This is a genomic window from Citrobacter sp. wls717, from assembly GCF_005280955.1.
Classification (GTDB): domain Bacteria; phylum Pseudomonadota; class Gammaproteobacteria; order Enterobacterales; family Enterobacteriaceae; genus Citrobacter; species Citrobacter werkmanii.
The window spans coordinates 293,911-320,057 of the sequence record NZ_SZWW01000007.1; the positions used below are offsets into that span (position 1 = coordinate 293,911).

At 52.3% G+C, this 26,147-nt stretch carries 25 protein-coding genes, 1 other RNA gene and 1 pseudogene; 14 read left to right on the forward strand and 13 right to left on the reverse strand.

Annotated features, from left to right (window positions below; all coding sequences use genetic code 11):
- Window positions 1–42: 42 nt before the first annotated feature.
- The 4 genes from FDX09_RS06115 to amtB all read left to right on the forward strand — a co-directional run bounded on the left by FDX09_RS06115 (window position 43) and on the right by amtB (window position 5,460).
- Complete coding sequence (locus FDX09_RS06115; protein WP_121528686.1) at window positions 43–1,815, forward strand: SmdA family multidrug ABC transporter permease/ATP-binding protein; 1,773 nt, start codon at window positions 43–45, stop codon at window positions 1,813–1,815.
- A complete protein-coding gene (locus FDX09_RS06120) occupies window positions 1,808–3,586 on the forward strand; it encodes a SmdB family multidrug efflux ABC transporter permease/ATP-binding protein (RefSeq protein WP_137346926.1) in 1,779 nt (592 codons plus the stop codon). Before FDX09_RS06115 ends, FDX09_RS06120 begins: the two co-directional genes overlap by 8 nt.
- 217 nt (window positions 3,587–3,803) lie before the next feature.
- Complete coding sequence (gene glnK / locus FDX09_RS06125; RefSeq protein ID WP_006685697.1) at window positions 3,804–4,142, forward strand: P-II family nitrogen regulator; 339 nt, start codon at window positions 3,804–3,806, stop codon at window positions 4,140–4,142.
- A 31-nt stretch (window positions 4,143–4,173) separates the two neighbouring features.
- On the forward strand, window positions 4,174–5,460 hold the full coding sequence (gene amtB, locus FDX09_RS06130; RefSeq protein ID WP_085047630.1) for an ammonium transporter AmtB: 1,287 nt from the start codon (window positions 4,174–4,176) through the stop codon (window positions 5,458–5,460).
- A 72-nt stretch (window positions 5,461–5,532) separates the two neighbouring features.
- Here amtB and tesB read toward each other — a convergent pair whose 3' ends face one another.
- Window positions 5,533–6,393, reverse strand: a complete 861-nt coding sequence (gene tesB, locus FDX09_RS06135) for an acyl-CoA thioesterase II (RefSeq protein ID WP_038638304.1) — start codon at window positions 6,391–6,393, stop codon at window positions 5,533–5,535.
- Between the two features lie 211 nt (window positions 6,394–6,604).
- Between tesB and FDX09_RS06140 the strand changes: the two genes are divergently transcribed.
- Entirely contained in the window at window positions 6,605–7,171 is a 567-nt protein-coding gene (locus tag FDX09_RS06140; RefSeq protein WP_121528687.1) for a YbaY family lipoprotein, read from the forward strand.
- Between the two features lie 30 nt (window positions 7,172–7,201).
- On the opposite strand, the pseudogene FDX09_RS06145 reads toward FDX09_RS06140, so the two are convergent.
- Window positions 7,202–7,591: pseudogene (locus FDX09_RS06145) on the reverse strand (MGMT family protein).
- Between the two features lie 84 nt (window positions 7,592–7,675).
- Here FDX09_RS06145 and ffs point away from each other — a divergent pair.
- From ffs to FDX09_RS06160, 3 genes are all read left to right on the forward strand, one after another.
- An RNA gene (ffs, locus tag FDX09_RS06150) (signal recognition particle sRNA small type) lies at window positions 7,676–7,772 on the forward strand.
- Between the two features lie 154 nt (window positions 7,773–7,926).
- Complete coding sequence (locus tag FDX09_RS06155; RefSeq protein ID WP_038638313.1) at window positions 7,927–8,178, forward strand: hypothetical protein; 252 nt, start codon at window positions 7,927–7,929, stop codon at window positions 8,176–8,178.
- A complete protein-coding gene (locus tag FDX09_RS06160; RefSeq protein ID WP_137346927.1) occupies window positions 8,175–8,393 on the forward strand; it encodes a hypothetical protein in 219 nt (72 codons plus the stop codon). The genes FDX09_RS06155 and FDX09_RS06160 overlap by 4 nt, the downstream gene beginning before the upstream one ends.
- Before the next feature lie 59 nt (window positions 8,394–8,452).
- On the opposite strand, the gene FDX09_RS06165 is transcribed toward FDX09_RS06160, so the two are convergent.
- Complete coding sequence (locus FDX09_RS06165) at window positions 8,453–9,880, reverse strand: PLP-dependent aminotransferase family protein (protein ID WP_121528688.1); 1,428 nt, start codon at window positions 9,878–9,880, stop codon at window positions 8,453–8,455.
- An 88-nt stretch (window positions 9,881–9,968) separates the two neighbouring features.
- Between FDX09_RS06165 and FDX09_RS06170 the strand changes: the two genes are divergently transcribed.
- Complete coding sequence (locus FDX09_RS06170) at window positions 9,969–10,598, forward strand: hypothetical protein (protein ID WP_087857057.1); 630 nt, start codon at window positions 9,969–9,971, stop codon at window positions 10,596–10,598.
- 64 nt (window positions 10,599–10,662) lie between these two features.
- The gene (locus FDX09_RS06175) at window positions 10,663–11,016 is read left to right on the forward strand and encodes a DUF1428 family protein (protein ID WP_042310059.1); all 354 of its coding nucleotides are present in this window, start codon (window positions 10,663–10,665) and stop codon (window positions 11,014–11,016) included.
- A gap of 51 nt (window positions 11,017–11,067) precedes the next feature.
- Here the strand turns inward: FDX09_RS06175 and FDX09_RS06180 are convergent, their stop codons facing one another.
- Window positions 11,068–12,621, reverse strand: a complete 1,554-nt coding sequence (locus tag FDX09_RS06180; RefSeq protein WP_085047627.1) for an EAL domain-containing protein — start codon at window positions 12,619–12,621, stop codon at window positions 11,068–11,070.
- A gap of 188 nt (window positions 12,622–12,809) precedes the next feature.
- On the opposite strand from FDX09_RS06180, the gene FDX09_RS06185 reads away from it, so the two are divergent.
- Both FDX09_RS06185 and ykgO read left to right on the forward strand, forming a co-directional pair.
- On the forward strand, window positions 12,810–13,070 hold the full coding sequence (locus FDX09_RS06185) for a type B 50S ribosomal protein L31 (RefSeq protein WP_038638331.1): 261 nt from the start codon (window positions 12,810–12,812) through the stop codon (window positions 13,068–13,070).
- Window position 13,071: 1 nt separating this feature from the next.
- On the forward strand, window positions 13,072–13,212 hold the full coding sequence (ykgO, locus tag FDX09_RS06190) for a type B 50S ribosomal protein L36 (RefSeq protein ID WP_005125190.1): 141 nt from the start codon (window positions 13,072–13,074) through the stop codon (window positions 13,210–13,212).
- 73 nt (window positions 13,213–13,285) lie between these two features.
- Here the strand turns inward: ykgO and FDX09_RS06195 are convergent, their stop codons facing one another.
- The 6 genes from FDX09_RS06195 to acrA all read right to left on the reverse strand — a co-directional run bounded on the left by FDX09_RS06195 (window position 13,286) and on the right by acrA (window position 20,083).
- Window positions 13,286–13,756, reverse strand: coding sequence for a YlaC family protein (locus FDX09_RS06195; RefSeq protein ID WP_069323967.1), 471 nt, complete (start codon window positions 13,754–13,756; stop codon window positions 13,286–13,288).
- 116 nt (window positions 13,757–13,872) lie between these two features.
- Entirely contained in the window at window positions 13,873–14,424 is a 552-nt protein-coding gene (gene maa, locus FDX09_RS06200) for a maltose O-acetyltransferase (RefSeq protein ID WP_121528689.1), read from the reverse strand.
- A gap of 185 nt (window positions 14,425–14,609) precedes the next feature.
- Complete coding sequence (locus FDX09_RS06205) at window positions 14,610–14,828, reverse strand: HHA domain-containing protein (protein WP_002892050.1); 219 nt, start codon at window positions 14,826–14,828, stop codon at window positions 14,610–14,612.
- A 27-nt stretch (window positions 14,829–14,855) separates the two neighbouring features.
- The gene (gene tomB / locus FDX09_RS06210) at window positions 14,856–15,230 is read right to left on the reverse strand and encodes an Hha toxicity modulator TomB (RefSeq protein WP_003021733.1); all 375 of its coding nucleotides are present in this window, start codon (window positions 15,228–15,230) and stop codon (window positions 14,856–14,858) included.
- Window positions 15,231–15,717: 487 nt separating this feature from the next.
- The gene (gene acrB / locus FDX09_RS06215) at window positions 15,718–18,867 is read right to left on the reverse strand and encodes an efflux RND transporter permease AcrB (protein ID WP_038638345.1); all 3,150 of its coding nucleotides are present in this window, start codon (window positions 18,865–18,867) and stop codon (window positions 15,718–15,720) included.
- Window positions 18,868–18,889: 22 nt separating this feature from the next.
- Window positions 18,890–20,083 carry a multidrug efflux RND transporter periplasmic adaptor subunit AcrA gene (gene acrA, locus FDX09_RS06220; protein WP_038638348.1) on the reverse strand — a complete coding sequence of 398 codons (1,194 nt, stop codon included), beginning with the start codon at window positions 20,081–20,083 and terminating at the stop codon, window positions 18,890–18,892.
- Window positions 20,084–20,224: 141 nt separating this feature from the next.
- On the opposite strand from acrA, the gene acrR reads away from it, so the two are divergent.
- Together acrR and mscK are read left to right on the forward strand one after the other, a co-directional pair.
- The gene (gene acrR / locus FDX09_RS06225; protein ID WP_069323969.1) at window positions 20,225–20,875 is read left to right on the forward strand and encodes a multidrug efflux transporter transcriptional repressor AcrR; all 651 of its coding nucleotides are present in this window, start codon (window positions 20,225–20,227) and stop codon (window positions 20,873–20,875) included.
- A gap of 127 nt (window positions 20,876–21,002) precedes the next feature.
- The gene (mscK, locus tag FDX09_RS06230; protein ID WP_069323970.1) at window positions 21,003–24,368 is read left to right on the forward strand and encodes a mechanosensitive channel MscK; all 3,366 of its coding nucleotides are present in this window, start codon (window positions 21,003–21,005) and stop codon (window positions 24,366–24,368) included.
- Window positions 24,369–24,407: 39 nt separating this feature from the next.
- Here mscK and FDX09_RS06235 read toward each other — a convergent pair whose 3' ends face one another.
- The 3 genes from FDX09_RS06235 to priC form a co-directional block, all read right to left on the reverse strand.
- Window positions 24,408–25,319: an Rpn family recombination-promoting nuclease/putative transposase gene (locus FDX09_RS06235; RefSeq protein WP_137346928.1), complete on the reverse strand. Its 912-nt coding sequence runs from the start codon at window positions 25,317–25,319 to the stop codon at window positions 24,408–24,410.
- A gap of 69 nt (window positions 25,320–25,388) precedes the next feature.
- Window positions 25,389–25,556, reverse strand: coding sequence for a pleiotropic regulatory protein RsmS (gene rsmS / locus FDX09_RS06240; RefSeq protein ID WP_006685679.1), 168 nt, complete (start codon window positions 25,554–25,556; stop codon window positions 25,389–25,391).
- A 14-nt stretch (window positions 25,557–25,570) separates the two neighbouring features.
- On the reverse strand, window positions 25,571–26,098 hold the full coding sequence (gene priC / locus FDX09_RS06245) for a primosomal replication protein N'' (protein ID WP_170973228.1): 528 nt from the start codon (window positions 26,096–26,098) through the stop codon (window positions 25,571–25,573).
- Window positions 26,099–26,147: the final 49 nt, after the last annotated feature.

Below are 26,147 nucleotides of genomic sequence, written 5' to 3' on the forward strand. Positions count from 1 at the left end.
CTCCCGGCGCTCATTGCCGGAAATCTTGTCAGGACATAACGCGTGCGATTATTTGCTCAATTAAGCTGGTACTTCCGCCGGGAGTGGCGTCGCTACCTTGGAGCAGTGGCTCTGCTTATTATCATCGCCATCCTTCAGCTTATCCCGCCGAAAGTGGTCGGGATCATTGTGGATGGCGTAACAGCGCAACGCTTCACCACCGAGCGGCTGCTGATGTGGGTTGGCACAATCGCCCTGATTGCGGTGGTCGTGTACTTGCTGCGCTATGTCTGGCGCGTACTGCTGTTTGGTGCATCCTACCAACTGGCGGTTGAGCTGCGGGAAGATTATTACCGTCAATTGAGTCGCCAGCACCCCGAGTTCTATCTGCGCCACCGTACGGGTGATCTGATGGCGCGCGCCACTAACGATGTCGATCGGGTGGTGTTTGCCGCTGGCGAAGGCGTGCTGACGCTGGTGGATTCGCTGGTGATGGGGTGTGCGGTACTGATCGTGATGTCTACGCAGATAAGCTGGCAACTGACGCTTATTGCGTTACTGCCGATGCCGGTGATGGCGTTAATGATCAAACGTTACGGTGATCGACTCCATCACCGTTTTAAGCTGGCGCAGGCGGCGTTCTCCAGTCTTAACGATCGTACTCAGGAGAGCCTGACCAGCATTCGCATGATCAAGGCTTTTGGCCTGGAGGATCGGCAGTCGGCGTTATTTGCCGCAGATGCTGAAGACACCGGTAAGAAAAACCTGCGGGTGGCGCGTATTGACGCCCGTTTTGACCCAACGATTTATATCGCCATTGGGATGGCTAACCTGCTGGCGATTGCCGGAGGAAGCTGGATGGTGGTGCACGGTTCGCTGACGCTCGGCCAGCTCACCAGCTTTATGATGTATCTCGGTCTGATGATTTGGCCGATGCTGGCGCTGGCATGGATGTTTAACATTGTCGAACGCGGCAGCGCCGCCTACAGCCGTATTCGCGCCATGCTGGCTGAAGCGCCGGTGGTGGATGACGGTACTGAACCGGTGCCTGAAGGACGCGGCGAGCTGGCGGTGGCGATTCGCGAATTTCGCTACCCATTGACGGCTCAGCCAGCGCTGGAAAACGTGAATTTCCAGCTCAGACCCGGACAGATGCTGGGCATCTGCGGCCCGACCGGCGCGGGGAAAAGTACGGTGCTGTCGCTGATCCAGCGTCATTTCGATATCAGCCAAGGGGATATACGTTTTCATGATATCCCGTTATCGCGCTTACAACTTGATAGCTGGCGCAGCCGGCTGGCGGTGGTTAGCCAGACGCCGTTCCTGTTTTCAGATACCGTCGCCAATAACATCGCGTTAGGACGCCCGCAGGCCACGCAGGAAGAGATCGAACATGTGGCGCGTCTCGCCAGCGTTCATGAGGATATTTTACGTCTTCCGCAAGGCTATGATACCGAAGTGGGCGAGCGCGGCGTGATGCTGTCCGGCGGGCAAAAACAGCGAATCTCTATTGCCCGCGCGTTGCTGTTGAATGCTGAAATTCTGATCCTGGATGATGCGCTGTCGGCAGTAGACGGTCGTACCGAGCATCAGATCCTGCATAACCTGCGCCAGTGGGGTGAAGGCAGAACTGTGATTATCAGCGCTCACCGTTTATCTGCCCTGACGGAAGCCAGCGAGATTATTGTGATGCAGCATGGGCATATTGCTCAGCGTGGTGAGCATGATGTGTTGGTGCAGCAGCCAGGCTGGTATCGCGATATGTTCCGCTATCAGCAACTGGAAGCGGCGCTGTCCGATGCGCCAGAGATAAACGGGGAGGCGGCTAATGCGTAGTTTTGGGCAATTATGGCCGACCCTGAAAAGGCTGCTGAAGTACGGTTCGCCATGGCGAAAACCGCTGGCGATAGCGGTAGTCATGCTGTGGGTGGCGGCTGCGGCTGAAGTCAGCGGCCCGCTGCTGATAAGCTATTTTATCGATAACATGGTGGCGAAAAACAACCTGCCACTGGCGATGGTCGCCGGGCTGGTTGCGGCGTATGTGGGATTGCAGCTGCTGGCGGCGGGTCTGCATTACGCGCAGTCACTGTTATTTAATCAGGCGGCAGTTGGCGTGGTGCAACAGTTGCGCACCGATGTCATGGACGCAGCGCTTCGTCAGCCGCTCAGCGCCTTTGATACTCAGCCCGTCGGGCAGCTTATCTCCCGAGTGACGAATGACACTGAAGTGATTCGTGACCTGTATGTGACGGTAGTGGCAACGGTTCTGCGCAGTGCGGCCTTGATCGGTGCGATGCTGGTGGCGATGTTTAGCCTGGAGTGGCGTATGGCGCTGGTCGCGATGGTCATTTTCCCGGCGGTGCTGGTGGTGATGGTGATTTATCAACGCTACAGCACACCGATTGTGCGCCGGGTTCGCGCTTATCTGGCGGATATTAACGATGGCTTTAACGAAGTCATCAACGGCATGAGTGTTATCCAGCAGTTCCGTCAGCAGGCGCGATTTGGCGAGAGAATGGGCGAGGCCAGCCGTTCGCACTATATGGCGCGGATGCAGACCCTGCGACTGGATGGCTTTTTGCTGCGTCCGCTGCTTAGCCTTTTCTCGGCGCTGATCCTCTGCGGTTTATTGATGCTGTTCAGCTTTACCTCTGGCAGTTCGATCGAGGTGGGGGTGTTGTATGCGTTTATTAGCTATCTCGGGCGGTTGAACGAGCCGCTTATCGAGCTGACGACCCAGCAGTCAATGCTGCAGCAGGCGGTTGTCGCCGGTGAACGTGTGTTCGAATTGATGGATGGGCCACGTCAACGCTATGGTGACGATGACCAGCCGCTAAAGAGTGGGGATATCGAGGTAGATAACGTTTCATTTGCTTATCGCGACGACAATCTGGTGCTGCAAAACATCAGTCTGTCCGTGCCTTCGCGTAGCTTTGTGGCCCTGGTCGGGCACACCGGCAGCGGCAAAAGTACGCTGGCAAGTCTGCTGATGGGATACTACCCGCTGACGCAGGGGGAAATCCGCCTTGATGAGAGACCGCTGTCTTCGCTGAGCCACGGGGTATTGCGTCAGGGCATCGCGATGGTGCAGCAGGATCCGGTGGTGATGGCGGATACCTTCCTGGCAAACGTCACGCTGGGCCGCGATATCTCAGAAGCGCGGGTATGGCAGGCGCTGGAAACCGTGCAACTGGCGGAACTGGCGCGCGGCCTGAGCGAGGGAATTCATACCCGGCTGGGCGAGCAGGGCAATAATCTCTCCGTTGGGCAGAAACAGTTGCTGGCGCTGGCGCGGGTGCTGGTTGAAACGCCGCAGGTACTGATCCTCGATGAAGCCACGGCCAGTATTGACTCCGGCACGGAACAGGCGATTCAGCAAGCGCTGGCGGCGGTGCGTGAACACACCACGCTGGTGGTGATTGCGCATCGCTTATCGACGATTGTCGATGCGGACACCATTCTGGTACTGCACCGTGGACAGGCGGTTGAACGTGGTACGCACCAGCAATTACTGGCGGCGCAAGGCCGTTACTGGCAGATGTATCAACTGCAGCTGGCGGGCGAAGAGCTGGCGGCCAGTACGCAAGAGGATTCCATTATTGCCTGATAGCTGAGACCAACCCGGTATCGTAGGCCGGACGGCAATCAACAATCTGGTGCAAAAATGTAACGCACTATGCACCGTTATAGTGCGTTTTTTCTTCTTCTTCCCCAACTCCCCTCGGCTGGCCCGAATCATCCTGCTTTTTCATTCCTGGCACATCCCTTGCAGTATTCATCTGGTGTATCTGCAGCCACTACTGAATTCTGACTGGAGGGGATCTATGAAGCTGGTTACCGTGGTAATCAAACCGTTCAAACTGGAAGACGTCCGCGAAGCCTTGTCATCTATTGGTATTCAGGGGCTGACCGTCACCGAAGTGAAGGGGTTTGGCCGACAGAAAGGTCATGCCGAGCTGTACCGTGGGGCTGAATATAGCGTCAATTTTTTGCCCAAGGTGAAGATTGATGTGGCGATTGCCGATGACCAACTGGATGAAGTGATCGATGTCATCAGCAAGGCGGCCTACACCGGAAAAATTGGCGACGGCAAAATCTTTGTCGCCGAGCTGCAACGCGTGATTCGTATTCGTACCGGCGAAACTGACGAAGCCGCACTGTAACGTCTGACACACAGTGATAGGAAACCAAAAAATGAAGATAGCAACGATGAAAACAGGTATTGCTTCACTGGCGCTGTTGCCGGGACTGGCGATGGCGGCACCGGCGGTCGCGGATAAAGCGGATAACGCTTTTATGATGATCTGTACCGCGCTGGTGCTGTTTATGACCATTCCTGGCATTGCGCTGTTTTACGGCGGTTTGATTCGCGGTAAGAACGTGTTGTCGATGCTGACTCAGGTGACGGTGACATTTGCCCTGGTGTGTATTTTATGGGTGGTTTATGGCTATTCACTGGCCTTTGGCGAAGGGAATAATTTCTTCGGCAACTTCAACTGGGTATTACTGAAGAACATTGCGCTGACGGCGGTCACGGGGAGCTTCTACCAGTATATTCACGTTGCTTTTCAGGGCTCTTTCGCCTGTATCACCGTTGGGCTTATCGTTGGGGCGCTGGCTGAGCGTATTCGCTTCTCGGCGGTACTGATTTTTGTGGTCGTGTGGTTAACGCTGTCTTACATCCCAATAGCCCACATGGTCTGGGGCGGCGGTTTGCTGGCTTCTCATGGCGCACTGGATTTTGCCGGCGGGACAGTTGTACATATCAACGCGGCGATAGCCGGTCTGGTGGGGGCTTATCTGATTGGCAAACGCGTCGGTTTTGGTAAAGAAGCCTTTAAGCCGCATAACCTACCGATGGTCTTCACTGGCACCGCCATTCTCTACATTGGCTGGTTTGGCTTTAATGCCGGTTCTGCGGGCACGGCGAATGAAATCGCTGCGCTGGCCTTCGTCAATACCGTGGTCGCCACCGCTGCCGCCATCCTCGGGTGGATCTTCGGAGAATGGGCGTTGCGCGGGAAGCCCTCTCTGCTGGGAGCCTGTTCTGGGGCCGTTGCGGGTCTGGTTGGCGTAACGCCTGCATGTGGTTATATCGGTGTCGGCGGCGCGTTGATTATTGGCGTGGCAGCCGGTCTGGCGGGCCTGTGGGGAGTGACGATGCTGAAGCGTTTTCTGCGCGTGGACGATCCGTGTGACGTGTTTGGTGTTCACGGCGTGTGCGGCATTGTCGGCTGTATCCTGACCGGGGTTTTTGCCGCCAGCTCGCTGGGGGGCGTGGGGTTTGCCGAGGGCGTGACCATGGGGCATCAGTTACTGGTGCAACTGGAAAGCGTAGCAATCACCATCGTCTGGTCCGGCGTGGTGGCCTTCATTGGTTATAAGCTGGCAGATATGACGGTTGGTCTGCGCGTACCAGAAGAGCAGGAACGCGAAGGTCTGGATGTGAACAGTCACGGCGAGAACGCTTATAACGCCTGATTTCTCAATATGCCGGATGGCGCTAACGTTTATCCGGCCTACAACGATATAGCCTGTAGGCCGGATAAGACATCAATTACGATTACGCATGACCCCTTCCTGTACGGTAGAAGCGACCAGCACGCCATCCTGCGTATAAAATTCCCCTCGAACAAAGCCCCGGGCGCCGGAGGCGGAAGTACTTTCGACGTTATACAGCAGCCATTCATTGATATTGAACGGACGATGGAACCACATTGAGTGGTCAATGGTGGCAATCTGAATCCCTTTTTCCAGGAAACCAATCCCGTACGGTTGCAGCGCGACGGGCAGGAAGTTCAGGTCAGAGGCATAACCCAGCAGATACTGATGGACGCGCAGATCGTCTTGCAGTTCACCGTTGGCGCGGATCCATACCTGACGGGTCGGAGGTGCGACATGACCTTTTAAGGGGTTATGAAACTCCACCGGGCGCACTTCCAACGGACGATCGTTGATGAACTTTTCTTTCAATAACGGTGGCAGAAGATGCGCCACTGAGCGGGCAATTTCTGTTTCTGATTTCAGCTCATCGGGACCCGGCGCATCTGGCATGGTTTTCTGATGTTCGAATCCGTCTTCTGGAGCCTGAAAGGAGGCGGTCATATAAAAAATGGGTTTACCATTCTGGATCGCGGCAACGCGGCGCGCGCTGAAGCTGTTACCATCACGCAGGACTTCTACATCATAAATGATGGGTTTTTGGCTATCGCCGGGGCGTAAAAAGTAGCTGTGAAAGGAGTGCACCAGACGTTCTTCCGGAACGGTTTCTTTCGCGGCATACAACGCCTGACCGACAACCTGTCCGCCAAAAACCTGACGTAACCCTAAGTCTTCACTTTGGCCGCGAAAGAGCCCTTCTTCAATTTTTTCCAGATTTAACAGTGTCAGCAAATTTTTGAGTGCCAGACTCATAGGAGCTCTCCAGGTGATATCGATGTCGCGCGAGTTAGGCAGAGTATAACGCAATTTTAAAAGTGGTCCGATGGGTGCAATTGTCTGAATTACTGGCCTATTACAGGCAAAAACAGCTGTCTTGTGCCACACTTAATCACGTTATGTTTTTGTTAACCACTCTTCTGGCGAGGAAAGTTCTCGCTGGTGCATAGATGATAAGGAGAATTTAATGAAACTCGTGCACATGGTAAGTGGTTTAGCGGTTGCAGTCGCTCTGGCGGCCTGCGCCGATAAAAGTGCAGATATTCAGACACCTGCGCCAAGCCCTAATACGTCAATTTCTGACACACAGTCTAAAATTCAACAGCCGAATGTATCTGGTACAGTATGGATCCGCCAGAAAGTGGCCTTGCCACCGGATGCTGTGCTGACCGTTACGCTGTCGGATGCGTCGCTGGCCGATGCGCCATCAAAAGTGTTGTCGCAAAAAGCGGTGCGTACTGAAGGCAAGCAAGCGCCATTCAGCTTTGTATTACCGTTTAACCCGGCAGATATTCAGCCCAATGCGCGTATTCTGCTGAGTGCGGCAATTACGGTGAATGGCAAACTGGTCTTTATAACCGATACCGTTCAGACGGTTATCAATCAGGGCGGGACGAAAGCCGACCTGACGTTGGTTCCCGTGCAGCAGACCGCAGTCCCGCTTAATGCTGGCGGCGCAACCACCACGGTGCCTTCGACTTCACCAACCCAGGTGACTCCGTCTTCAGCCGTTCCTGCTCCCACGCAGTACTAAAGCAGTCGAACCCTCTCCATGAGGAGAGGGTTAGTACACCCAGCGATAGCGCTGTAAATCGATTTGCCCGCTGCCGGAAACGACAATCCCTTCTGCCAGCAACGCCTGACGTTGTCGTTGCAGATCGGGGCCCGTCAATGAAATAGCGCCGTGGCGATTGACGACCCGGTGCCAGGGCAGGGAACTACCTTCGGGGAGACGCTTAAGTACGCCGCCCACCTGGCGCGCAGCGCGCGGCGATCCGGCAAGTCTGGCGACATCGCCATAGGTGGTGACGAATCCTTCGGGGATTGACGCGACGATTTGCCAGACGCGTTGGGGGAAAGTGTCTTGTATATCCATCATTTATTCCTGCGCTAATCCTTCAGCATAATCCTGAATGGCGAGTGAGTGAAGCCGCATTGCGCAAGAAAACAGCATCCGATGCTGGATGGGTTGCATTTACAGGGTACACCAGTGATAATGCGCCTGCGCGTTGGTTAACAACGCTCTCAATGGGGGCTCTGTTGGTTCTCCCGCAACACTACTCTGTTTACCAGGTCAGGTCCGGAAGGAAGCAGCCAAGGCAGATGACGTGTGTGCCGGGATGTAGCTGGCAGGGCCCCCACCCAATTCTGCCGTCCGGCAATTTCCTTCTGCTTATCTTCTTTTTCTTTGTCACTGTATTGTCATTTTATTGTCATCAAATGCTGTCAATGTGTTTCGGGGATGTTGTTTGACGCTTTTACCGTCGCCGATCACAAGGACTTTTTACAATGTCGACTGCTGTACTGAATGTCAAAATTGATGAAGCGCTGAAAGAAAAACTTCGTCATTACGCAGAAGTGCATAATGAAAATCTAAGTGTCGCGACGGAAAAGCTGCTGCTGATCGCCTTTTCCGCCGTTGAAGAGGCGGGAGTCTCCGCTGAGGATATCGACAGCCAGCATACGGAAGAATCCGTCGTTGATGCACTGACTCCTAAAGAAATCAAAGCATTGCGCAGATTACTGAAGAAGAAAAAATGAAACAACAATCGTTCTCAACCGCCTGTAATTACAGCGAAGCCTGTGAATTGCTGCGATCTGGCTATGTGAAACATGTTCGCCTGAGCTGGAATGTCGGCAGCGATGAGTTCTTCCGTATTGCTTCCGACTGGTGTGATGCCGGGGCAAAAATTAAGAAGGACGGTGAGAATTTTGTGATTTCCCTGAAAGGTTTTCTGGTTCCTCCGCAGTTGTAATTGTGCCGGGACGTTGTTGTCCGTCACAACATACAAAAGCGGGTCCTTTGGCCCGTCGCTTAAATTATTTTGCGCATTTTTCCGCTGCTGGCCTGCAAACGCAGGTTATCCCAAATGGGTTGCAACACCCTGAAGGCGGCGCGTGCTGTATCATCCGGCAATGTGAAGGGCATGCGCAAAAAACGATCGAATGCGCCATCGAGGCCGAAGCGCGTACCGGTTCCTAACTGAATTCCCGCGCTTTCGGCGCGCGCAGCAAAGAGCGTCGCCAGCGTATCGGGTAGTTCGACCCAGAAAGAGAGTCCTCCTTGTGGTTGGGTAAACTGCCATTCCGGGAAATGTGTATGCATCAGGCTGGAGCACAGGTCGCGCTGCGATGCCAGCAAGCGTCTTCTGTCAGGCAGAAAGCGCCCGGCGTTATCCAACAACCAACGGGTGGCGAGTTGTTCAAGTACCGGAGAGCCCAAATCGAAAGTGTCGCGGGTTTGTACCAGGGCGGCAATTGTTCGTGACGAAGCCCGAATCCAACCCAAACGTAATCCTCCCCAAAAGCTTTTCCCTGCCGAACCCAGTAAAATGATTGGGGCATCGCGATTGAACGCGGCAAGCGGCGGTGGTGGCGGGGCGTCGTACCACAGGTTCACCATCGTCTCATCGACGACCAACGTCGTACGTGTTCTTTCGGCAATATCCGCCACGACCTGGCGGGTTGCGGCGTCCATACAACGCCCGGTCGGGTTGTGAAAGTCCGGCATCAGGTAGGCCATTCTGGGCGCCGTTTGCGCGATAGTGGCGACCAGACCCGCCGTATCCCAACCCTGCCCGGGTAGCGACACGCCAACGGGTCGACAGGATGCGCCCTGAATAGCGGCAATCGCCAGTGGATACGTGGGGTGATCAACGACGACGCGATCGCCAGGACCTGTCAGCAAACGCAGGATGAGCGCCAGACCGCTGACCGCACCATTCACCACCATTATTTCATCGGGCTGCGTTGGGAGTCCGCGCTCGCAATAATGCCGGGCGATGGATTCACGCAAAGCTGGCAGCCCCTGCGGCAGATACCCGGAACTCAGCAGATGCTGCGGCATCGCGAACAACGCTTGCTGATAAGCCTGATGAATTTCGGGACCGGCACTGAGCGCTGCCGTGGACAAATCAAGCGCTGTGCCAGTGCTGGTTCGCGTTGGCACATGGCGAATGTGTTCCGGCAGAATCACCCGCGAACCGCTCCCATGACGGCTCTCCAGATAGCCTTCTTCACGCAGTTGCGCCATCGCGCTGGCGACGGTGGTTCGGCTCACCTCCAGAACGGCAGCGAGTTCACGCTCGCCGGGCAAACGGCTATCCAGCGCCAGCCGACCATCGAGAATCAATAGACGTAGCGCTTCTGCCAGCTGTCGCCAGAGGGGCGTTCGCGAGGGGCTTTCCTGCCAGTGGCCGAGCAGGCGCTGCAAAGACTGACTTCCATAACGGCGAGATGACATAGCAGTCCACTTTTTGAAAACTGGACGTTAATCATAGTGCCAATTGCGGGGAAGATGAAAGCTATCTGAGAGTGAGAGGGGAAAAAGCATGCTGCGTCGTTTACTTCAGCTGTATATCGGTCTGGCGCTGTACGGTGTGTCGACGGCCATGTTTGTTCGCGCCGATTTAGGGGCCGATCCGTGGAACGTGTTTCATCTGGGGGTGGCCAATTTACTGTCGATGAATATCGGCGTGGTGATCATTGTCGTAGGCGTGTTGGTGCTGCTGGCGTGGATACCGCTACGCCAGCGTCCCGGATTTGGCACCCTGAGCAATGTTATTATGATTGGGCTGGCGGCAGATGCCGCGCTGGTGGTGATCCCGGGATTCGAATCCCTGCCGGCGCGCAGCGTCCTGCTGGTGACCGCGGTGATCCTGAATGCATTAGCCACCAGTTTATACATTGGCGCTGGTTTTGGCGCGGGTCCACGGGACGGCCTGATGACCGGTATTCACGCACGTACCGGCTGGCCAGTACGACGCATTCGCACCACGATTGAAGTGTCAGTGTTGCTTATTGGTTGGCTGCTGGGAGGAACCGTGGGGGTTGGCACGGTATTGTATGCGCTGGCTATTGGGCCGTTAATTCAGATTTGCCTGCCGTGGTTTCGCCACCAGCCACAGTCGCGTATCCGAGTCAGGAGTGAACCTGGGGCACGATCGCCTGCTGGCGACTAAACTTAACCTCGACTGACGCGGCCAGAATCGGCTTGCCGCGCAGTACACTTCGGAGGTTTTTCTCATGAAGTATGTTGATGGTTTTGTCGTTGCCGTACCCGCTGAAAACAAGGAGGCGTACATTGCGATGGCGGCGAAAGCAGCTCCGCTTTTCAAGGAGTTCGGCGCATTACGCGTGGTGGAGTGCTGGGCAGATGATGTCCCTGACGGCAAATTAACTGATTTTCGCATGGCAGTGAAAGCGCAGGATCATGAAGAGGTGGTATTCAGTTGGATTGAATACCCTTCCAAAGAGGTCCGCGATGCGGCGAATCAGAAGATGATGTCCGATCCCCGTATGAAGGAATTCGGTGAGTCTATGCCATTTGATGGCAAACGAATGATCTACGGCGGATTTGCGCCCATTATGGACGAGTGATGTGACTGGCTGTGCGGCGTGCCGCCAGCCATCTCAACATCAACAGCCATGTCACAGCCGTTTTTCAGCCCACAGAATAAATTCCGCTTTTGGCAGTGCTTTACTGTAAAGCCAGCCCTGACCGTACTGCACGCCATGTTGGCGTAGCCAGGCTGCCTGATTTTCAGTTTCGATACCTTCTGCCACCATTTCCAGCTTCAGCGTCTTGGCAATCTCAATGATATGCGGCGTCACGTTGTTGTACTCCAGGGCATCAACAAAGGATTTATCGATCTTCAGGATGTCCACATCCAGATCCTGTAAATAGCTCAGGCTGGAATAGCCGGTTCCAAAATCATCGATGTATATTGAATGTCCCGCCTGACGATATTTAGCAATAAACGGCGCGCTGTTTTTCGGATCGGCAAACTCGCGTTCGGTCAGTTCCAGCGCGATTTGCGCTGGCTTAAGCTGCCAGTGCTTTACCTTCTGGCCTAACAGCGCGGGAAGCGTTTCAGAAGCCAGATCGGCTGACTCAAGATTAATGGAGATATGCTGATCCGGGTGTTGGCGCAGCCATTTTCCTAAATCGTCAAATACGCTTTCAATTATCAAACGCGTGAGGGGTTTTGTCAGTCCGGTCTCCTGCGCCATCGCGACAAAAATTTCAGGCGACAGATAGCTCCCATCGGCCTGCTGCCAACGGGCCAGTGCTTCTGCCCCGACCACTTTTCCCGTTGTGAGCGAGATAATGGGCTGGTAATGGACCTTGATATCCCGATGCTGGATAGCATCCTGCAACTGGTGATGGGGGGACTGTAAGCGACGCAAAATGCGCAGAATAAAGGCGGCGGTAAGCAGGCCGATGATAATCCCGGCCGGGAGCCAGATCAGGGCTTGTCGGTGCCAGGTTTTTTGTAATGGTAGGGTAGATGCCCAGGTGACGATCGTGATGCCCAGTTCAGGAAAGGGGCGGGCATTAAAAATATTGCTATCTTTCTGAAAATGAGTGATCGAATGTTCTTGTTTTACATGCTGCAAAACGTCCGATGGCAGCGCGGCGCTACTGGCAACCACCACGTTGCGCGCGGTGCCAATGATAGTGACTTCGATTGGCCATGAGCCAAACGGGATGACATCAATAAAGGAACCCGGATCGACCATCACGACATAATGCTCGCTACCTAAAGCTGCCATAAAACGCTTGATGCCCAAATCATTTTGCGTAGTAAGCCATGCGCGATATCCATCCGGCGTGACTTTCATTGCTGGTGGAAATGCGGCAGCCTGGCTGTTTTTTTCCAGAGATGAACATTGTGGAACATTGTCTTTGAGATACAGCACTTCCTGAATATAGCGATAGCTATATGACAAGCGACGCATTTCCAGCAGATGCTCATCACTACAAGGCACTCCCTGAAAGGACTCTATGTGGCGTAATGCTTTCCTGGCCTGCTCGCCGACGCGTTCTGTGCGCAATGCGACTCGTGTGGAGAACATATCGAGTTCATCAATAAACTTTGTTTCGACCTGACGATGTGCCAGCCACAAGCTTAAACCTACGGGGGCGAGGATAGAAAGAAACAGCACCCCTGTCACCAGGCTTATCAGATGTCGTGTTGTCACAATGATATCCTTATTAACACAGCGTAAGGAAAGTATATCCGAAAGCCGAAAAAGCTATTCGATTGGCATCATATATTTAGGGCCACTTATCACCCCGTTTGTTTGCCCGTCGCGTAAATCAGGTTGTGATTTAAATAAGAGTGGTGTACTTTAATGATTATGTTATAACGTAACAATTTGAGGTTACCATGAAACCGGATATCCATCCTTTTTATCGTACCGTGGTGTTTCACGATACCAGTGCCAATGAATACTTTAAGGTCGGTTCGACCATCAAAACCGAACGTGAGATTGAGTTCGAGGGGAAAACGTACCCGTATGTGACCCTTGATATCTCTTCTAAGTCACATCCGTATTACACCGGAAAACAAAAGACCTTTGACAACGAAGGTAGCGCAGCCCGCTTCCAGAAACGTTTTGGTCATTTTATTGGCGCTAAGCGAGGTTAAAATGCAGGTACTCAATTCGCTTCGTAGCGCAAAACAGCGGCACCCTGACTGCCAGATAGTGAAACGCAAAGGGCGTTTGTATGTTATCTGTAAAACAAATCCGCGATTTAAAGCGGTACAGGGCCGTAAAAAAAGACGTTAATTTCTTTGCCGGCATTCAGGGACTAAAGTGCGTTTCCTTTACAGGGACGCACTTTTTTATGTCAGAGGCGAAATTACTGGCTGGCCTGCGGGCGGGTGAGCGTAAACACATCGTAGAACGAGAGTTCGCCTTTACGTGAAATCATCTTTTGCAGTTGTGTTTTATGCTCGCTATCAACGGAAGGGGAGTGCAAAATAGAGTCGATGAGTGAGGAGGGAACAAAACGCGTGTTGTACCATTCACCGTTATAACAAACTCTGAAATCCAGGACGTCGATGTCTTCATAGCGATAACGCGGCGCCACGTCGAAAAAGAAAAAGCCGTTAAGTATGACAAACAGTACTACCAGCAGCCATACCGAATCGACCAGCGTTTCTGACTGTAGCATTACCGCCAGCGTGGCAAACCATGCCACATACATACCGATAAACAGCCCCGGATGTTTGCGAATAAAACTGATGCTAAAGCGCGGTTTGTTGTCGCGCTTCTCGCGAATATTTAAGTCATCGATTGTTTCGGTAAGCAGGCGCTGTATTTCTGTCATCTCTTGCCTTCGTGATATCTGCAAAATTCAGGAGCGATCGCCCTATTTTAAAAGGGGATACCACCTGAAGGTAGTAACAGATTAACCGCAATTTAGCATAACAGTTACATTTTAGATCACAGCGTTTTGATGATCCTCGCGGGATTACCGCCGACTACGCTGTTTGCCGGAACGCTTTTCGTCACCACCGCGCCAGAGGCTACAACGACATTATCACCGAGCGTGACGCCGGGATTTATCACTGCGCGGCCACCTATCCAGACATTGTTGCCGATAGTCACGGGCTTTCCGAACTCCAGGCCACTGTTGCGTTCGGTCGCATCCAGAGGGTGTGTCGCGGTATAGATATGGACGCCGGGTGCCAGCATGCAGTTGTCGCCAATATGGATTGGACAGACATCAAGCATGATGCAGTCGAAGTTAGCGTAAAATTCTTTACCGAGATAGATGTTATAACCGTAATCACAACGGAAAGAGGGTTCAATATATGCACCTTCGCTTTGACCCAGCAGATCATGCAGGATGGCCTGACGCTCACTTTTTGCCTCTGGCGAGGTGAGATTGTAGCGGTGAGTCAACTGACGAGCGCGTAGTCGGTCCTTGCGCAACGTTTCATCTGCCGGGCGATAGCGTTCGCCGGCGATCATTTTTTGCTTTTCTTTACTCATTACGAATTCCCTGTGTCCTGATGATCATTTCAGCACAGTAAAACGCAATGCAAGCAAAGGGAACGTTCCCGTTGGTTCGCTGTGATCGTAATCACGTGATTTGAATTAAATAACCATTGTAAATACGAAAATGGTCAGTCAGACAAACAAATGTCCCGCTATACCTGACTTAACCTCGAGAGCAATTAGCGAATGAATTTCCAAACGGAAGTTGGAATCTTGTCGTAGAGCTTATTCATGGTCAATTCAGCAAGACGGTGATCCGCTGCTGAGTAAAATACAGCCAGTTCGTTGTCGGACAATTCATATTTATTTTTTTCAATAACGCGCTCAAGCGTGTCAATTGTCTGGCAGCGTCGCAGGCGCATCAAATAATCTGTTTTAGTTAATGGTTTATCAGACATAACTCTTACCTATGATTGTAATAATTTTTAACAAGACAAACTAACAGGATTAGCCCTGGTGGCATTGACAAAACAGCGAAACAGTCGATTACCTGATTTCCGCCATTTCTGCAGATCCTGCGTATTAATACCATAACTGCTGAACAACATAAAAGTGTCATCCAGGTATTCATCTATCTGCGCAATCAGCTTATTGTCCTCATTGTACTTAATTTTATAATTAAGTGCGAAGGTTGCAATATGCTCTATCAGTTCATTGAGCTGCAAGCTGGTTGCAGAGGTAGGGTCGTTAACCCAGCCATGGTTACTTTGTTCAAGGTTTGCAAGACAGTCATGATACAGAGTTTCGCAGAGAAATTTAAGCTGCGCGATATCATGTCTTTTGGGTGAGTATTCATCCATAACGCATCCCCTTCTTCGTGGCTTAAACTAACCGAACACCTTCGGGATGGATACAACAAACTACCTGGAACTTGCCCGCGACTCCTGATGATTTAACTATAATCTAGTCTAAAAAAGATTTCATCGTCATATCACGAAAAATTACAATTATGCAAAATTATGACGTGGCGTCATTTTTACATTTTAACAGATAAGTACAGTTATTTGAAATCGGACAATTTCTTTATTCTTCGGGCAATCATCGGGTTATCTTCATTAGCTATCGCAACGACAGGCAACAACCGCCAGGACGGCGCGATAACCAGGAATAATCTTAATATTTATTAAGGTAAATAAGAACTCTCAACACTTTTTAAGAATAGCCTTTAAGGCTACAGGGATTATATCGCTTATTTAAGCCGGAGAAAATAAACCGAATTTCAATAAGTGGATTTTATGATTTTTCCAGAAAAAAGGCCGCTTGCGCGGCCTTATCTTTAGAGAGGTATCAATGATGATCGACTGAGTGGCTATGCTCAATATCTTCATTTTTGCGGCTAAAGCGGCGGCGTACCACCACAAAGAACACCGGAACAAAGAAGATAGCCAACACGGTTGCCGTCACCATCCCGCCCATTACGCCAGTACCAACGGCGTTCTGCGCGCCGGAACCTGCGCCGGAGCTGATTACCAGCGGCATTACGCCCAGAATAAAGGCCAATGACGTCATGAGGATTGGACGTAAACGCATGCGGACCGCGTCCAGCGTCGCCTCTATCAGACCTTTGCCTTCTTTATCCATCAGATCTTTGGCGAATTCGACGATAAGTATTGCGTTCTTCGCCGACAACCCAATGGTTGTGAGCAGGCCTACCTGGAAGTATACGTCGTTGGTCAGACCGCGGAATGTCGCCGCCAGCAATGCGCCGATAACCCCCAACGGTACTACCAGCATAACGGAGAATGGAATTGACCAGCTCTCGTACAATGCCGCCAGACACAGGAAGACGACGATCAGTGAAATGGCATACAGGGCAGGGGCCTGGTTACCGGACAGTCGTTCCTGGTAGGACATACCCGTCCAGTCATAACCGATACCGGATGGCAGTTTGCTGGCCAGTTGCTCCATCATCGCCATCGCTTCACCGGTACTTTTACCCGGTGCGGCCTGGCCTAAGATCTCCATGGAAGGCAGACCGTTATAGCGTTCCAGACGCGGTGAACCGTATTCCCAGCGTGAGGTAGAGAAGGCGGAGAATGGGACCATCTGTCCATCGCTGCCGCGCACGTACCAGTTGCCAATATCTTCCGGCAACATACGGTATTTCGCTTCAGACATGACGTAAACTTTCTTCACACGACCACGGTCGATGAAGTCATTCACGTAGCTTCCGCCCCATGCGGCACCCAGCGTTGTATTAATATCACTAATGGAAACACCCAGCGCCTGCGCTTTTTCCTGATCGATATCGATCTTGAACTGCGGCGTATCTTCCAGACCGTTAGGACGTACGCCGACTAACAGATCAGGATGTTTCGCAACTTCACCAAACAGTTGGTTACGCGCCTGGGTCAGTTTTTCATGGCCCAAACCAGCCTGGTCAATCAACTGGAAGTCAAAACCAGTGGCGGTACCTAACTCCACAATCGCTGGCAGGTTGAAGGCAAAGACCATTGCATCTTTAATCTGCGAGAATGCGCCCATCGCACGCTCGGTAATCGCCTCAACTTTATTCTCTTTACCTGGACGTTCGCTCCAGTCTTTCAGTGAGACGAACGCGATACCGGTGTTCTGACCACGACCCGCAAAACCGAAGCCGTTAACGGCAAATACCGATTCAACGTTCGCTTTTTCTTTCGTCAGATAGTAATCCGTCATTTCATCCAGCACCTTCTGGGTACGCTCTTGCGTTGCACCCGCTGGCAGCTGAGCCATTGACAGGAATACCCCCTGGTCTTCATCTGGCAGGAACGAACTTGGCAGACGAACGAACAGATAGGCCATGCCCACGACGATGATCAAATACAGCGCCAGATAACGACCGGTGCTGCGCAGAATACCGCCCACGCTGTCGGTGTAATGGTGCGTGCTCTTATCGAACATGCGGTTAAACCAGCCGAAGAAGCCTTTTTTACCTTCTCCGTGATCGCCTTTAGCAATCGGTTTGAGCATGGTTGCACACAGGGCAGGGGTCAGAATCAATGCCACCAGTACTGACAACGCCATCGCGGAAACAATGGTGATGGAGAACTGACGGTAAATTGCACCGGTAGAACCCCCGAAGAATGCCATCGGGATAAATACCGCTGACAGCACCATTGCGATACCCACCAGCGCGCCCTGAATCTGGCCCATTGATTTACGTGTTGCTTCCTTCGGCGGTAGTCCTTCTTCCGCCATAACACGTTCAACGTTCTCGACCACCACGATGGCGTCATCCACCAACAGGCCGATGGCGAGCACCATCCCGAACATCGTCAGGGTGTTTATCGAGAAGCCGAAAATCGCAAGGACGGCAAACGTACCCAACAGCACCACCGGCACAGCGATAGTCGGAATCAACGTCGCGCGGAAGTTCTGCAGGAACAGATACATGACCAGGAACACGAGGATGATTGCTTCCGCCAGCGTTTTCACCACTTCGTGAATAGAGATTTTCACGAACGGCGTGGTGTCATACGGGTAAACGATCTTCAGACCTGACGGGAAGAACGGTTCCATCTTCTTCAGTTCATCGCGGATAGCGTTTGCCGTGTCCAGGGCGTTAGCGCCTGTCGCCAGCTTGATACCCAGACCGGATGCTGGTTTACCGTTGAACTTCGCAATGATGTCGTAGTTCTCGCCGCCCAGCTCCACTTTCGCCACGTCACGTAAACGAACCTGGGAACCATCCTGATTCACTTTCAGCAGAATTTTGCTGAACTCATCGGCGGAGGTCAGACGGGTCTGCGCGATGATCGACGCGTTAAGCTGCTGGCCTTTCACCGGCGGCGTACCACCTAACTGACCGGCTGCAACCTGGGCGTTTTGCGCTTTGATTGCGTTGATGACATCAACCGGCGTCAGCTGGAAATTGTTCAGTTTGTTCGGATCCATCCAGATACGCATTGCGTACTGCGAACCGAACAGCTGAACATCGCCCACGCCTGAAGTACGGCTAATGGCATCCTTCATGTTGGCGCCAACGTAGTCGGAAATATCCTCCTGCGTCATGGTGCCATTGGTGTTGATAACACCGACGACCATCAGGAAGCTGCTGGATGACTTCTCAACGCTAACCCCTTGCTGCTGTACTTCCTGCGGCAGTAACGGCATAGCCAACTGCAGTTTGTTCTGCACCTGTACCTGCGCGATGTCCGCATCAGTACCAGACTGGAAGGTTAGGGTGATCTGCACGGTACCCGTGGAGTCACTGTTTGAGGACATGTACATCAGGTTATCGATACCGTTCATATTCTGTTCGATAACCTGCGTAACAGTATCCTGTACTGTTTTGGCATCAGCGCCAGGGTAGGTCGCGGAGATCGTCACTGCTGGCGGTGCAATAGTCGGATATTGCGCTACCGGCAATTTGAGGATCGCGAGCCCCCCTGCCAACATGATGATAATGGCGATCACCCACGCAAATATTGGGCGATCGATAAAGAAATTAGGCATGTCTTAACGGCTCCTGTTTAAGTTAAGACTTGGACTGTTCAGGCTGGCTACCGCTTGCGGCTTGCTGGTTGTTATCCGCGGTAATCTCCTGGGCTTTTACCTGCGCGCCAGGACGTACTTTTTGCAACCCAGTGACAATCACGCGGTCGCCCGGCTTAAGTCCATCAGTGACTAACCATTTATCGCCAATCGCTTGTGCGGCGACAATTTGACGCATTTCAACTTTGTTATCTGCACCGATAACCAAGGCACTGGCATCGCCACGCGGTGTGCGGGTAACGCCTTGCTGCGGAACCAGTAATGCAGTTGGGTTAGTCCCTTCTTCCAGACGAGCACGGACGAACATTCCCGGTAGTAAGGTGTGATCCGGGTTAGGGAAGATGGCGCGTAACGTAATCGAACCGGTGGTTTGATCTACCGTAACATCGGAAAATTCCAGCGTACCGGCCTGCGGGAACTTGATGCCGTCATTGGTCACCAGCTCGACTTTCGCTTTACCGTTCTCTTGCTTCAGCGTGCCGTTGGCCAACTCTTGTTTCAGGCGCAGGAAGTCGTTACTTGACTGCGTCACGTCTACATAGATAGGGTCCAATTGCTGAACGGTAGCCAGTGCGGTCGCCTGACCGTTTTGCACCAGAGCGCCTTCCGTAACGGATGACTTACCAATGCGGCCGCTGATCGGCGACGTCACTTTGGTATAGGCCAGATTGATGCGTGCAGTTTCTACTGCGGCTTTCGCGGCGACAACGGCGGCGTTCGCCTGCTGTGCGTCTGCCAGCGCGCTATCGTAATCCTGTTGACTGATGTACTTAGTACCCAACAGTTTCTGATAACGTTTGACCGTCAGTTGAGCGATATTTGCTGCGGCTTGTGCTTTGGCCAGATCGCCTTTTGCGCTCTCATAAGCGGCCTGGTAAGTCGCAGGATCAATCTGATAGAGAGATACACCCGCTTCGATGTCACCACCTTCCGTGAAATTACGCTTCAGGATAATACCGCTAACCTGAGGACGAACTTCAGCAATGCGATACGCACTGGTGCGACCCGGGAGTTCGGTTGTTATCTGTAGAGGTTCAGTTTTGAGCGTAACAACTCCAACCTCTGGCATCTGCTGGCCCCCTTGTTGGGCCTGTTTGTCGTCACATCCTGTTAGCGCTAAGCTGCCTGAGAGCATCAGAACGACTGCCAGAGGCGTTAACCCTCTGTTTTTGTTCATATGTAAACCTCGAGTGTCCGATTTCAAATTGATCAATGGCTTAAAGCCCATAAACCCATTGCTGCGTTTATATTATCGTCGTGCTATGGTACATACATTCACAAATGTATGTAAATCTAACGCCTGTAAATTCACTGACCTATGGCACGAAAAACCAAACAACAAGCACAGGAAACACGACAGCACATTCTCGATGTTGCTCTGCGTTTGTTTTCGCAACAAGGGGTATCATCCACCTCGCTTGCGGAGATCGCAAAAGCCGCTGGTGTCACGCGCGGCGCAATCTATTGGCATTTCAAAAACAAATCGGATTTATTCAGTGAAATTTGGGAGCTAGCAAAACCTAACATTGATGAGTTAGAGACTGAGTATCAAGCAAAATTCCCCGACGATCCACTATCAGTATTAAGAGAAATTTTAATTTACGTTCTTGAAGCTACCGTGACAGAAGAACGTCGACGTTTGTTGCTGGAAATTATATTCCACAAATGCGAATTTGTCGGGGAAATGGCCTCTGTTCAGTTGGCTCAACGCAGTCTGTGTATTGAAAATTACGACCGTATCGAACAAACATTGCGGCAGTGCATGAATGCCAACATGCTGCCGGAAAATCTGAACACGCGTCGCGTGGCGGTGCTGTTGCGTAGCTATGTTACGGGAATTATAGAGAACTGGTTATTTGCCCCTGAATCTTTTGATCTGAAAAAAGACGCGCGTGAATACGTCGCAGTACTGCTGGAGATGTGTCTTCTCTGCCCAAGCCTGCGGGTTAACGTGGCGAAATCCTGCTAACTTTTGCGGTCTGAACCAGGAATTATCCTGGTCGTTTTGCCTGCTGCTATTCTGCCGCTCACAGCCGTGATATTCTTGCCGCTTGACTATTTCCGGTCACTTTTCCGGTTCAGAAACGTTCATTCTCATGACTATGTTGCAGCTCTATAAACGTTCACAGCATCTTATTGCTATTACCTTTCTTTTCTTCATTCTATTGCTTTCTTGCCAGTCGTCAGCATTTGCACGGGCGCAACAGAGTGGGGATCTGCCGACGAAAGCGGATATTCAGAGCCAACTGGACGCGCTGAATAAACAAAAAGATCTCTCCGCGCAGGATAAGCTGGTTCAGCAGGATCTGACCGATACCATCGCCACGCTGGATAAAATCGATCGCGTGAAAGATGAGACCGTACAGCTTCGGCAGAAAGTTGCCGAGGCGCCGGAGAAAATGCGTCAGGCGACAGATGCGCTAAATTCGCTCAGTGATGTTGATAATGACGATGAAACGCGAAAAACGCTGAGTACGCTCTCCTTACGTCAACTGGAGTCGCGCGTGGCGCAGGTATTGGATGACCTGCAAAGCGCGCAAAATGATTTGGCCGCTTATAACAGCCAACTGGTATCGCTGCAGACTCAGCCAGAGCGCGTGCAAAATGCGATGTACACCGCGTCGCAGCAAATGCAGCAAATCCGCAATCGGCTCGATGGTAATAATGTGGGGGAGGCGGCGTTGCGCCCCAGCCAGCAGGTGCTACTGCAGGCGCAGCAGGCGCTACTGAACGCGCAGATCGACCAACAGCGTAAAAGCCTTGAAGGCAATACGATTTTGCAGGACACCTTGCAAAAACAACGCGATTACGTGACGGCAAACAGCAATCGTCTTGAGCATCAGCTCCAGCTCCTGCAAGAGGCTGTAAACAGCAAACGGCTGACGTTAACCGAAAAGACGGCGCAGGAAGCGGTATCGCCTGACGAAGCTGAGCGTATTCAGTCTAATCCGTTAGTGAAGCAGGAACTGGACGTCAACCATCAGCTTAGCCAGCGTCTGATCGCCGCGACCGAAAACGGCAATAACCTGATGCAGCAAAATATTAAGGTTAAAAACTGGCTCGATCGCGCGCTGCAATCCGAACGCAATATTAAAGAACAGATCGCCGTCCTGAAAGGCAGTCTGTTGTTGTCACGTATTCTGTACCAGCAGCAACAAACGCTGCCGTCGGCAGATGAGCTTGCTGATATGACCAACCGGATTGCCGATTTGCGTCTGGAACAATTTGAGGTCAACCAGCAGCGTGACGCCCTGTTCCAGAATGATGCGTTTGTCGCCAAACTGGAAGAAGGGCACAGCAACGAAGTCAACGGTGAAGTCCATGATGCCCTGCTGCAGGTCGTGGATATGCGCCGGGAGCTGTTGGATCAGCTGAATAAGCAACTGGGCAACCAGTTGATGATGGCGATTAACTTGCAAATCAACCAGCAGCAGTTGATGAGCGTGTCGAAAAACCTGAAAGGGATCCTCACCCAGCAAATTTTTTGGGTTAACAGTAACCGTCCAATGGACTGGGACTGGATCAAAGCCTTCCCGCAAACGCTTAAAGACCAGTTTAAGTCGATGAAAATCACCGTGAACTGGGAAAAAGCCTGGCCGGCGGTATTTATTGCCTTCCTGGCAGGGTTGCCGCTGCTGCTCATTGCCGGGTTAATCCGCTGGCGTTTGAAATGGCTGAAAGAATATCAGGCGAAATTAGCCGCCGCGGTAGGCAACCTGCGTAATGACAGTCAGCTCAATACGCCAAAAGCGATACTGATCGATCTCATCAGAGCGCTGCCAGCGTGTCTGATTATCCTCGCCGTGGGGCTGATTCTGCTTACCATGCAGCTGAATATCAGCGACCTGCTGTGGGCGTTCAGTAAGAAGATGACTGTCTTCTGGCTGGTATTTGGTCTGTGCTGGAAGGTGCTGGAAAAAGATGGTGTGGCGATACGCCATTTTGGCATGCCTGCAAAGCAAACCAGCCACTGGCGTCGCCAGATTGTGCGTATTAGCCTGGCGTTGTTACCGCTTAACTTCTGGTCAGTTGTTGCTGAACTGTCGCCGCTCAATCTGATGGATGATGTGCTTGGTCAGTCCGTTATTTTCCTCAACCTGTTGCTGATCGCCTTCCTGGTATGGCCAATGTGCCGTGAAAGCTGGCGTGACAAAGAGTCGCATGGTCTGCGTCTGGTCACCATTACCGTGTTGTCTATTATCCCGATTGCATTGATGGTGCTGACGGCGACAGGGTATTTCTACACCACGCTGCGCTTGTCGGGCCGCTGGATTGAAACGGTTTATCTGGTTATTGTCTGGAACCTGTTGTATCAGACGGTGCTCCGCGGGTTGAGCGTGGCGGCGCGGCGTATCGCCTGGCGTCGTGCGTTAGCGCGTCGTCAGAACCTGGTGAAAGAAGGGGCAGAAGGCGCAGAACCGCAAGAAGAACCGACCATTGCGCTGGAGCAGGTTAACCAGCAAACCTTACGTATCACCATGCTGGTGATGGTTGCCTTGTTTGGTGTTCTGTTCTGGGCAATTTGGTCCGATCTGATCACCGTGTTCAGTTACCTCGACAGCATTACGCTCTGGCATTATAACGCTACAGAAGCGGGGGCCGCAGTGGTGAAAAGCGTCACCATGGGCAGCCTGCTGTTTGCGATTATTGCGTCAATGGTCGCATGGGCGCTGATCCGCAACTTACCCGGACTATTGGAAGTGCTGGTGCTCTCGCGACTGAAGATGCGCCAGGGAGCGTCGTATGCGATCACCACCATTCTTAACTATGCGATCATCGCCATCGGTGCGATGACGGTCTTCGGTTCGCTCGGCGTCTCGTGGGATAAACTACAGTGGCTGGCCGCAGCCTTGTCGGTTGGTCTTGGTTTTGGTTTACAGGAGATTTTCGGTAACTTTGTTTCCGGTCTGATTATTCTGTTTGAGCGCCCGGTACGCATCGGCGATACCGTGACTATCGGAACATTCTCGGGAACGGTCAGCAAGATCCGTATTCGTGCCACCACTATTACCGACTTTGATCGCAAAGAGGTGATCATCCCGAACAAAGCCTTTGTGACGGAGCGTTTGATCAACTGGTCGCTTTCCGATACCACTACGCGTCTGGTGATCCGCATTGGCGTGGCCTACGGTTCGGATCTGGAGAAAGTGAAGAAAGTGCTGTTGCAGGCGGCGATGGAACACCCGAAAGTGATGCACGATCCGGAACCAGCGGTGTTCTTTACCGCCTTCGGCGCCAGCACCTTGGATCATGAGCTGCGTTTATACGTGCGTGAACTGCGCGATCGTAGCCATACGGTTGACGAACTTAACCGTGCGGTCGATCGTTTGTGTCGTGAAAATGACATTGATATCGCCTTTAACCAGCTCGAAGTGCACCTGCATAATGCGAAAGGGGACACCGTGACCGAAGTTAAGCGTGACATCATCAAAGGTGATGATCCGACGCCTTCGGTAGGTTAAGTTGCAATCAGGGTGGCCAGTTTGCCGCCCTGATTGTATTTAGTGAGTCAGCGCTGTCAGTTCTTCCTGCGTCAGGCCCGTAAGGTGTGTAATCAGATCCGGTTCCAGGCCGCGGGCGAGCATTTTTTGTGCGATATCACGGGCTTCTGCCTGCCGACCTTTTTCCAGCCCTTGCTGCATGCCTTCCGCTCTACCTTTTTCTTCTAACCATTCAGCAATTGTCATCAGCTGTTCCTTGTACTGTGGCGCACTCTGCGCCAGTTGGCGGACAAGTACGCCGGGTTCCGTGGTATTTCCTGCTTTCAGCATGTAATTAATCAAAACGTCGAGCTGATATTCTGTCAGGCGATCCTGCGTTAAGAGCGTAATGAGTTGATCCAATAACTCGCTCAGATCGCGTTGCCGAATATGTTTTTGCAGGAGTTCCAGCATCGCTACCCGTTGATGCTGCATGATCTGATTATCTGGCATAATGGTCAGGTCTACCAGCGCAAATTCATTGCCATAAAGCGCTTTCGCAAGCTGTGGCTCGCTAAACAACTGATGCCAGTTGAGAGTATAGGGCCACGGGCTTTCTGTACCATGATAAAACAGTACAGGTACCACCAGAGGTAAGGTTTTATGCCCGGCGTTAAGGTGATGCTGCATAGCAGCAACAGCGTAGCGCATCAGGCGAAAGGCCATTAATTTTTCGGGTTTACTCTGATGCTCAATCAGCACATAAACGTAGCCGGGTCCATGTGTTGTTTGCAGGGAGTAGAGGATATCTGAATAGCAGGTGCGTAAATCGTCCTCAATAAAGCTGCCTGATTCCAGCGTTAATGTTTCCATATCGCATATATTGAGAAACGCTCGAGGCAGATGGATCTGCAAAAAATCTCGGGCGACCTCTTTTTGCGTCAGCATTTGCCGAAAGACCGCATCGTGCGGCGTGGTGGGGAGCCGTTCCATGATCTGTCCGTTATCGTCGTGATGTTGCGACGACTCTGACACCGAAGCCAATGGCAGACCAGAGGGCAATCAATCAGTTTGCGAGGCGCCTTCCGCACTTTTAAGCTTATTTTCATAATCGCGCATAACGATCTCCAGCGCGCGTAGCACTGTGCGTGCTGGAAGCTGATTTTCTTCAAGTAAAACAATCAAATCGACGGCCAGTTTGACCTCGTCCGGGGCGTTCTCTAATGACATAAATTCTCCGGGTATTAACGGGTTAAACGCGCCAGCACAGCTTCTATTCTTGCCAGCGCATGGCGACAGCGCGTCAGTCGCGCCTCGAACGCTTCTACTTCACGATGCAATTTCTGTTGTTCTTCAAAACCAGTAGCCTGGGACAGGCGCTCCTTGCGTTCACGCGTCATTTCAACCAGCCGGCGTTCAAATTCCTGGTGTTGAACCCGCTTGCGCTGCCAACGCGCCAGGCCGGGAGAGGCGCAGTCCCACTCTCTGAGCGACCAACTGGCTGTTTCGCGTGAAATCGCCTCTAACTGTGAAGCAAGGTGTTCCGCAAGCCAGCTAATTTGGGGGAGTTGTTGCTGATCCACCGCGCGGCGTAGGGCCGTGAGATTATCTTCTGCTTCATCCAGATACGCCTGCAGCAACGTGCTGCGAGTGTGAAACAGATGCCGGTCAAAGCGGGCGCTAAGCGTTGTATGATGCGCCAACGGGGCACAACGCTGTCGCAGGCGGTTAAGCTGGTTTTCGAGCGTCTGTAGCAGCATGACGGTTTTCACGACAACACTCCGATGAAAATGAGAACTGTTATGCTAAAGTAGCGATTCT

Excerpts from the sequence above, each read along its gene's own strand:
- FDX09_RS06120 (WP_137346926.1), top strand. The coding sequence starts at position 1,808 with ATGCGTAGTTTTGGGCAATTATGGCCGACCCTGAAAAGGCTGCTGAAG.
- glnK (WP_006685697.1), top strand. The coding sequence starts at position 3,804 with ATGAAGCTGGTTACCGTGGTAATCAAACCGTTCAAACTGGAAGACGTC.
- amtB (WP_085047630.1), top strand. The coding sequence starts at position 4,174 with ATGAAGATAGCAACGATGAAAACAGGTATTGCTTCACTGGCGCTGTTG.
- tesB (WP_038638304.1), bottom strand. The coding sequence starts at position 6,393 with ATGAGTCTGGCACTCAAAAATTTGCTGACACTGTTAAATCTGGAAAAA.
- FDX09_RS06140 (WP_121528687.1), top strand. The coding sequence starts at position 6,605 with ATGAAACTCGTGCACATGGTAAGTGGTTTAGCGGTTGCAGTCGCTCTG.
- FDX09_RS06155 (WP_038638313.1), top strand. The coding sequence starts at position 7,927 with ATGTCGACTGCTGTACTGAATGTCAAAATTGATGAAGCGCTGAAAGAA.
- FDX09_RS06160 (WP_137346927.1), top strand. The coding sequence starts at position 8,175 with ATGAAACAACAATCGTTCTCAACCGCCTGTAATTACAGCGAAGCCTGT.
- FDX09_RS06165 (WP_121528688.1), bottom strand. The coding sequence starts at position 9,880 with ATGTCATCTCGCCGTTATGGAAGTCAGTCTTTGCAGCGCCTGCTCGGC.
- FDX09_RS06170 (WP_087857057.1), top strand. The coding sequence starts at position 9,969 with ATGCTGCGTCGTTTACTTCAGCTGTATATCGGTCTGGCGCTGTACGGT.
- FDX09_RS06175 (WP_042310059.1), top strand. The coding sequence starts at position 10,663 with ATGAAGTATGTTGATGGTTTTGTCGTTGCCGTACCCGCTGAAAACAAG.
- FDX09_RS06185 (WP_038638331.1), top strand. The coding sequence starts at position 12,810 with ATGAAACCGGATATCCATCCTTTTTATCGTACCGTGGTGTTTCACGAT.
- ykgO (WP_005125190.1), top strand. The coding sequence starts at position 13,072 with ATGCAGGTACTCAATTCGCTTCGTAGCGCAAAACAGCGGCACCCTGAC.
- FDX09_RS06195 (WP_069323967.1), bottom strand. The coding sequence starts at position 13,756 with ATGACAGAAATACAGCGCCTGCTTACCGAAACAATCGATGACTTAAAT.
- maa (WP_121528689.1), bottom strand. The coding sequence starts at position 14,424 with ATGAGTAAAGAAAAGCAAAAAATGATCGCCGGCGAACGCTATCGCCCG.
- FDX09_RS06205 (WP_002892050.1), bottom strand. The coding sequence starts at position 14,828 with ATGTCTGATAAACCATTAACTAAAACAGATTATTTGATGCGCCTGCGA.
- tomB (WP_003021733.1), bottom strand. The coding sequence starts at position 15,230 with ATGGATGAATACTCACCCAAAAGACATGATATCGCGCAGCTTAAATTT.
- acrB (WP_038638345.1), bottom strand. The coding sequence starts at position 18,867 with ATGCCTAATTTCTTTATCGATCGCCCAATATTTGCGTGGGTGATCGCC.
- acrA (WP_038638348.1), bottom strand. The coding sequence starts at position 20,083 with ATGAACAAAAACAGAGGGTTAACGCCTCTGGCAGTCGTTCTGATGCTC.
- acrR (WP_069323969.1), top strand. The coding sequence starts at position 20,225 with ATGGCACGAAAAACCAAACAACAAGCACAGGAAACACGACAGCACATT.
- mscK (WP_069323970.1), top strand. The coding sequence starts at position 21,003 with ATGACTATGTTGCAGCTCTATAAACGTTCACAGCATCTTATTGCTATT.
- FDX09_RS06235 (WP_137346928.1), bottom strand. The coding sequence starts at position 25,319 with ATGGAACGGCTCCCCACCACGCCGCACGATGCGGTCTTTCGGCAAATG.
- rsmS (WP_006685679.1), bottom strand. The coding sequence starts at position 25,556 with ATGTCATTAGAGAACGCCCCGGACGAGGTCAAACTGGCCGTCGATTTG.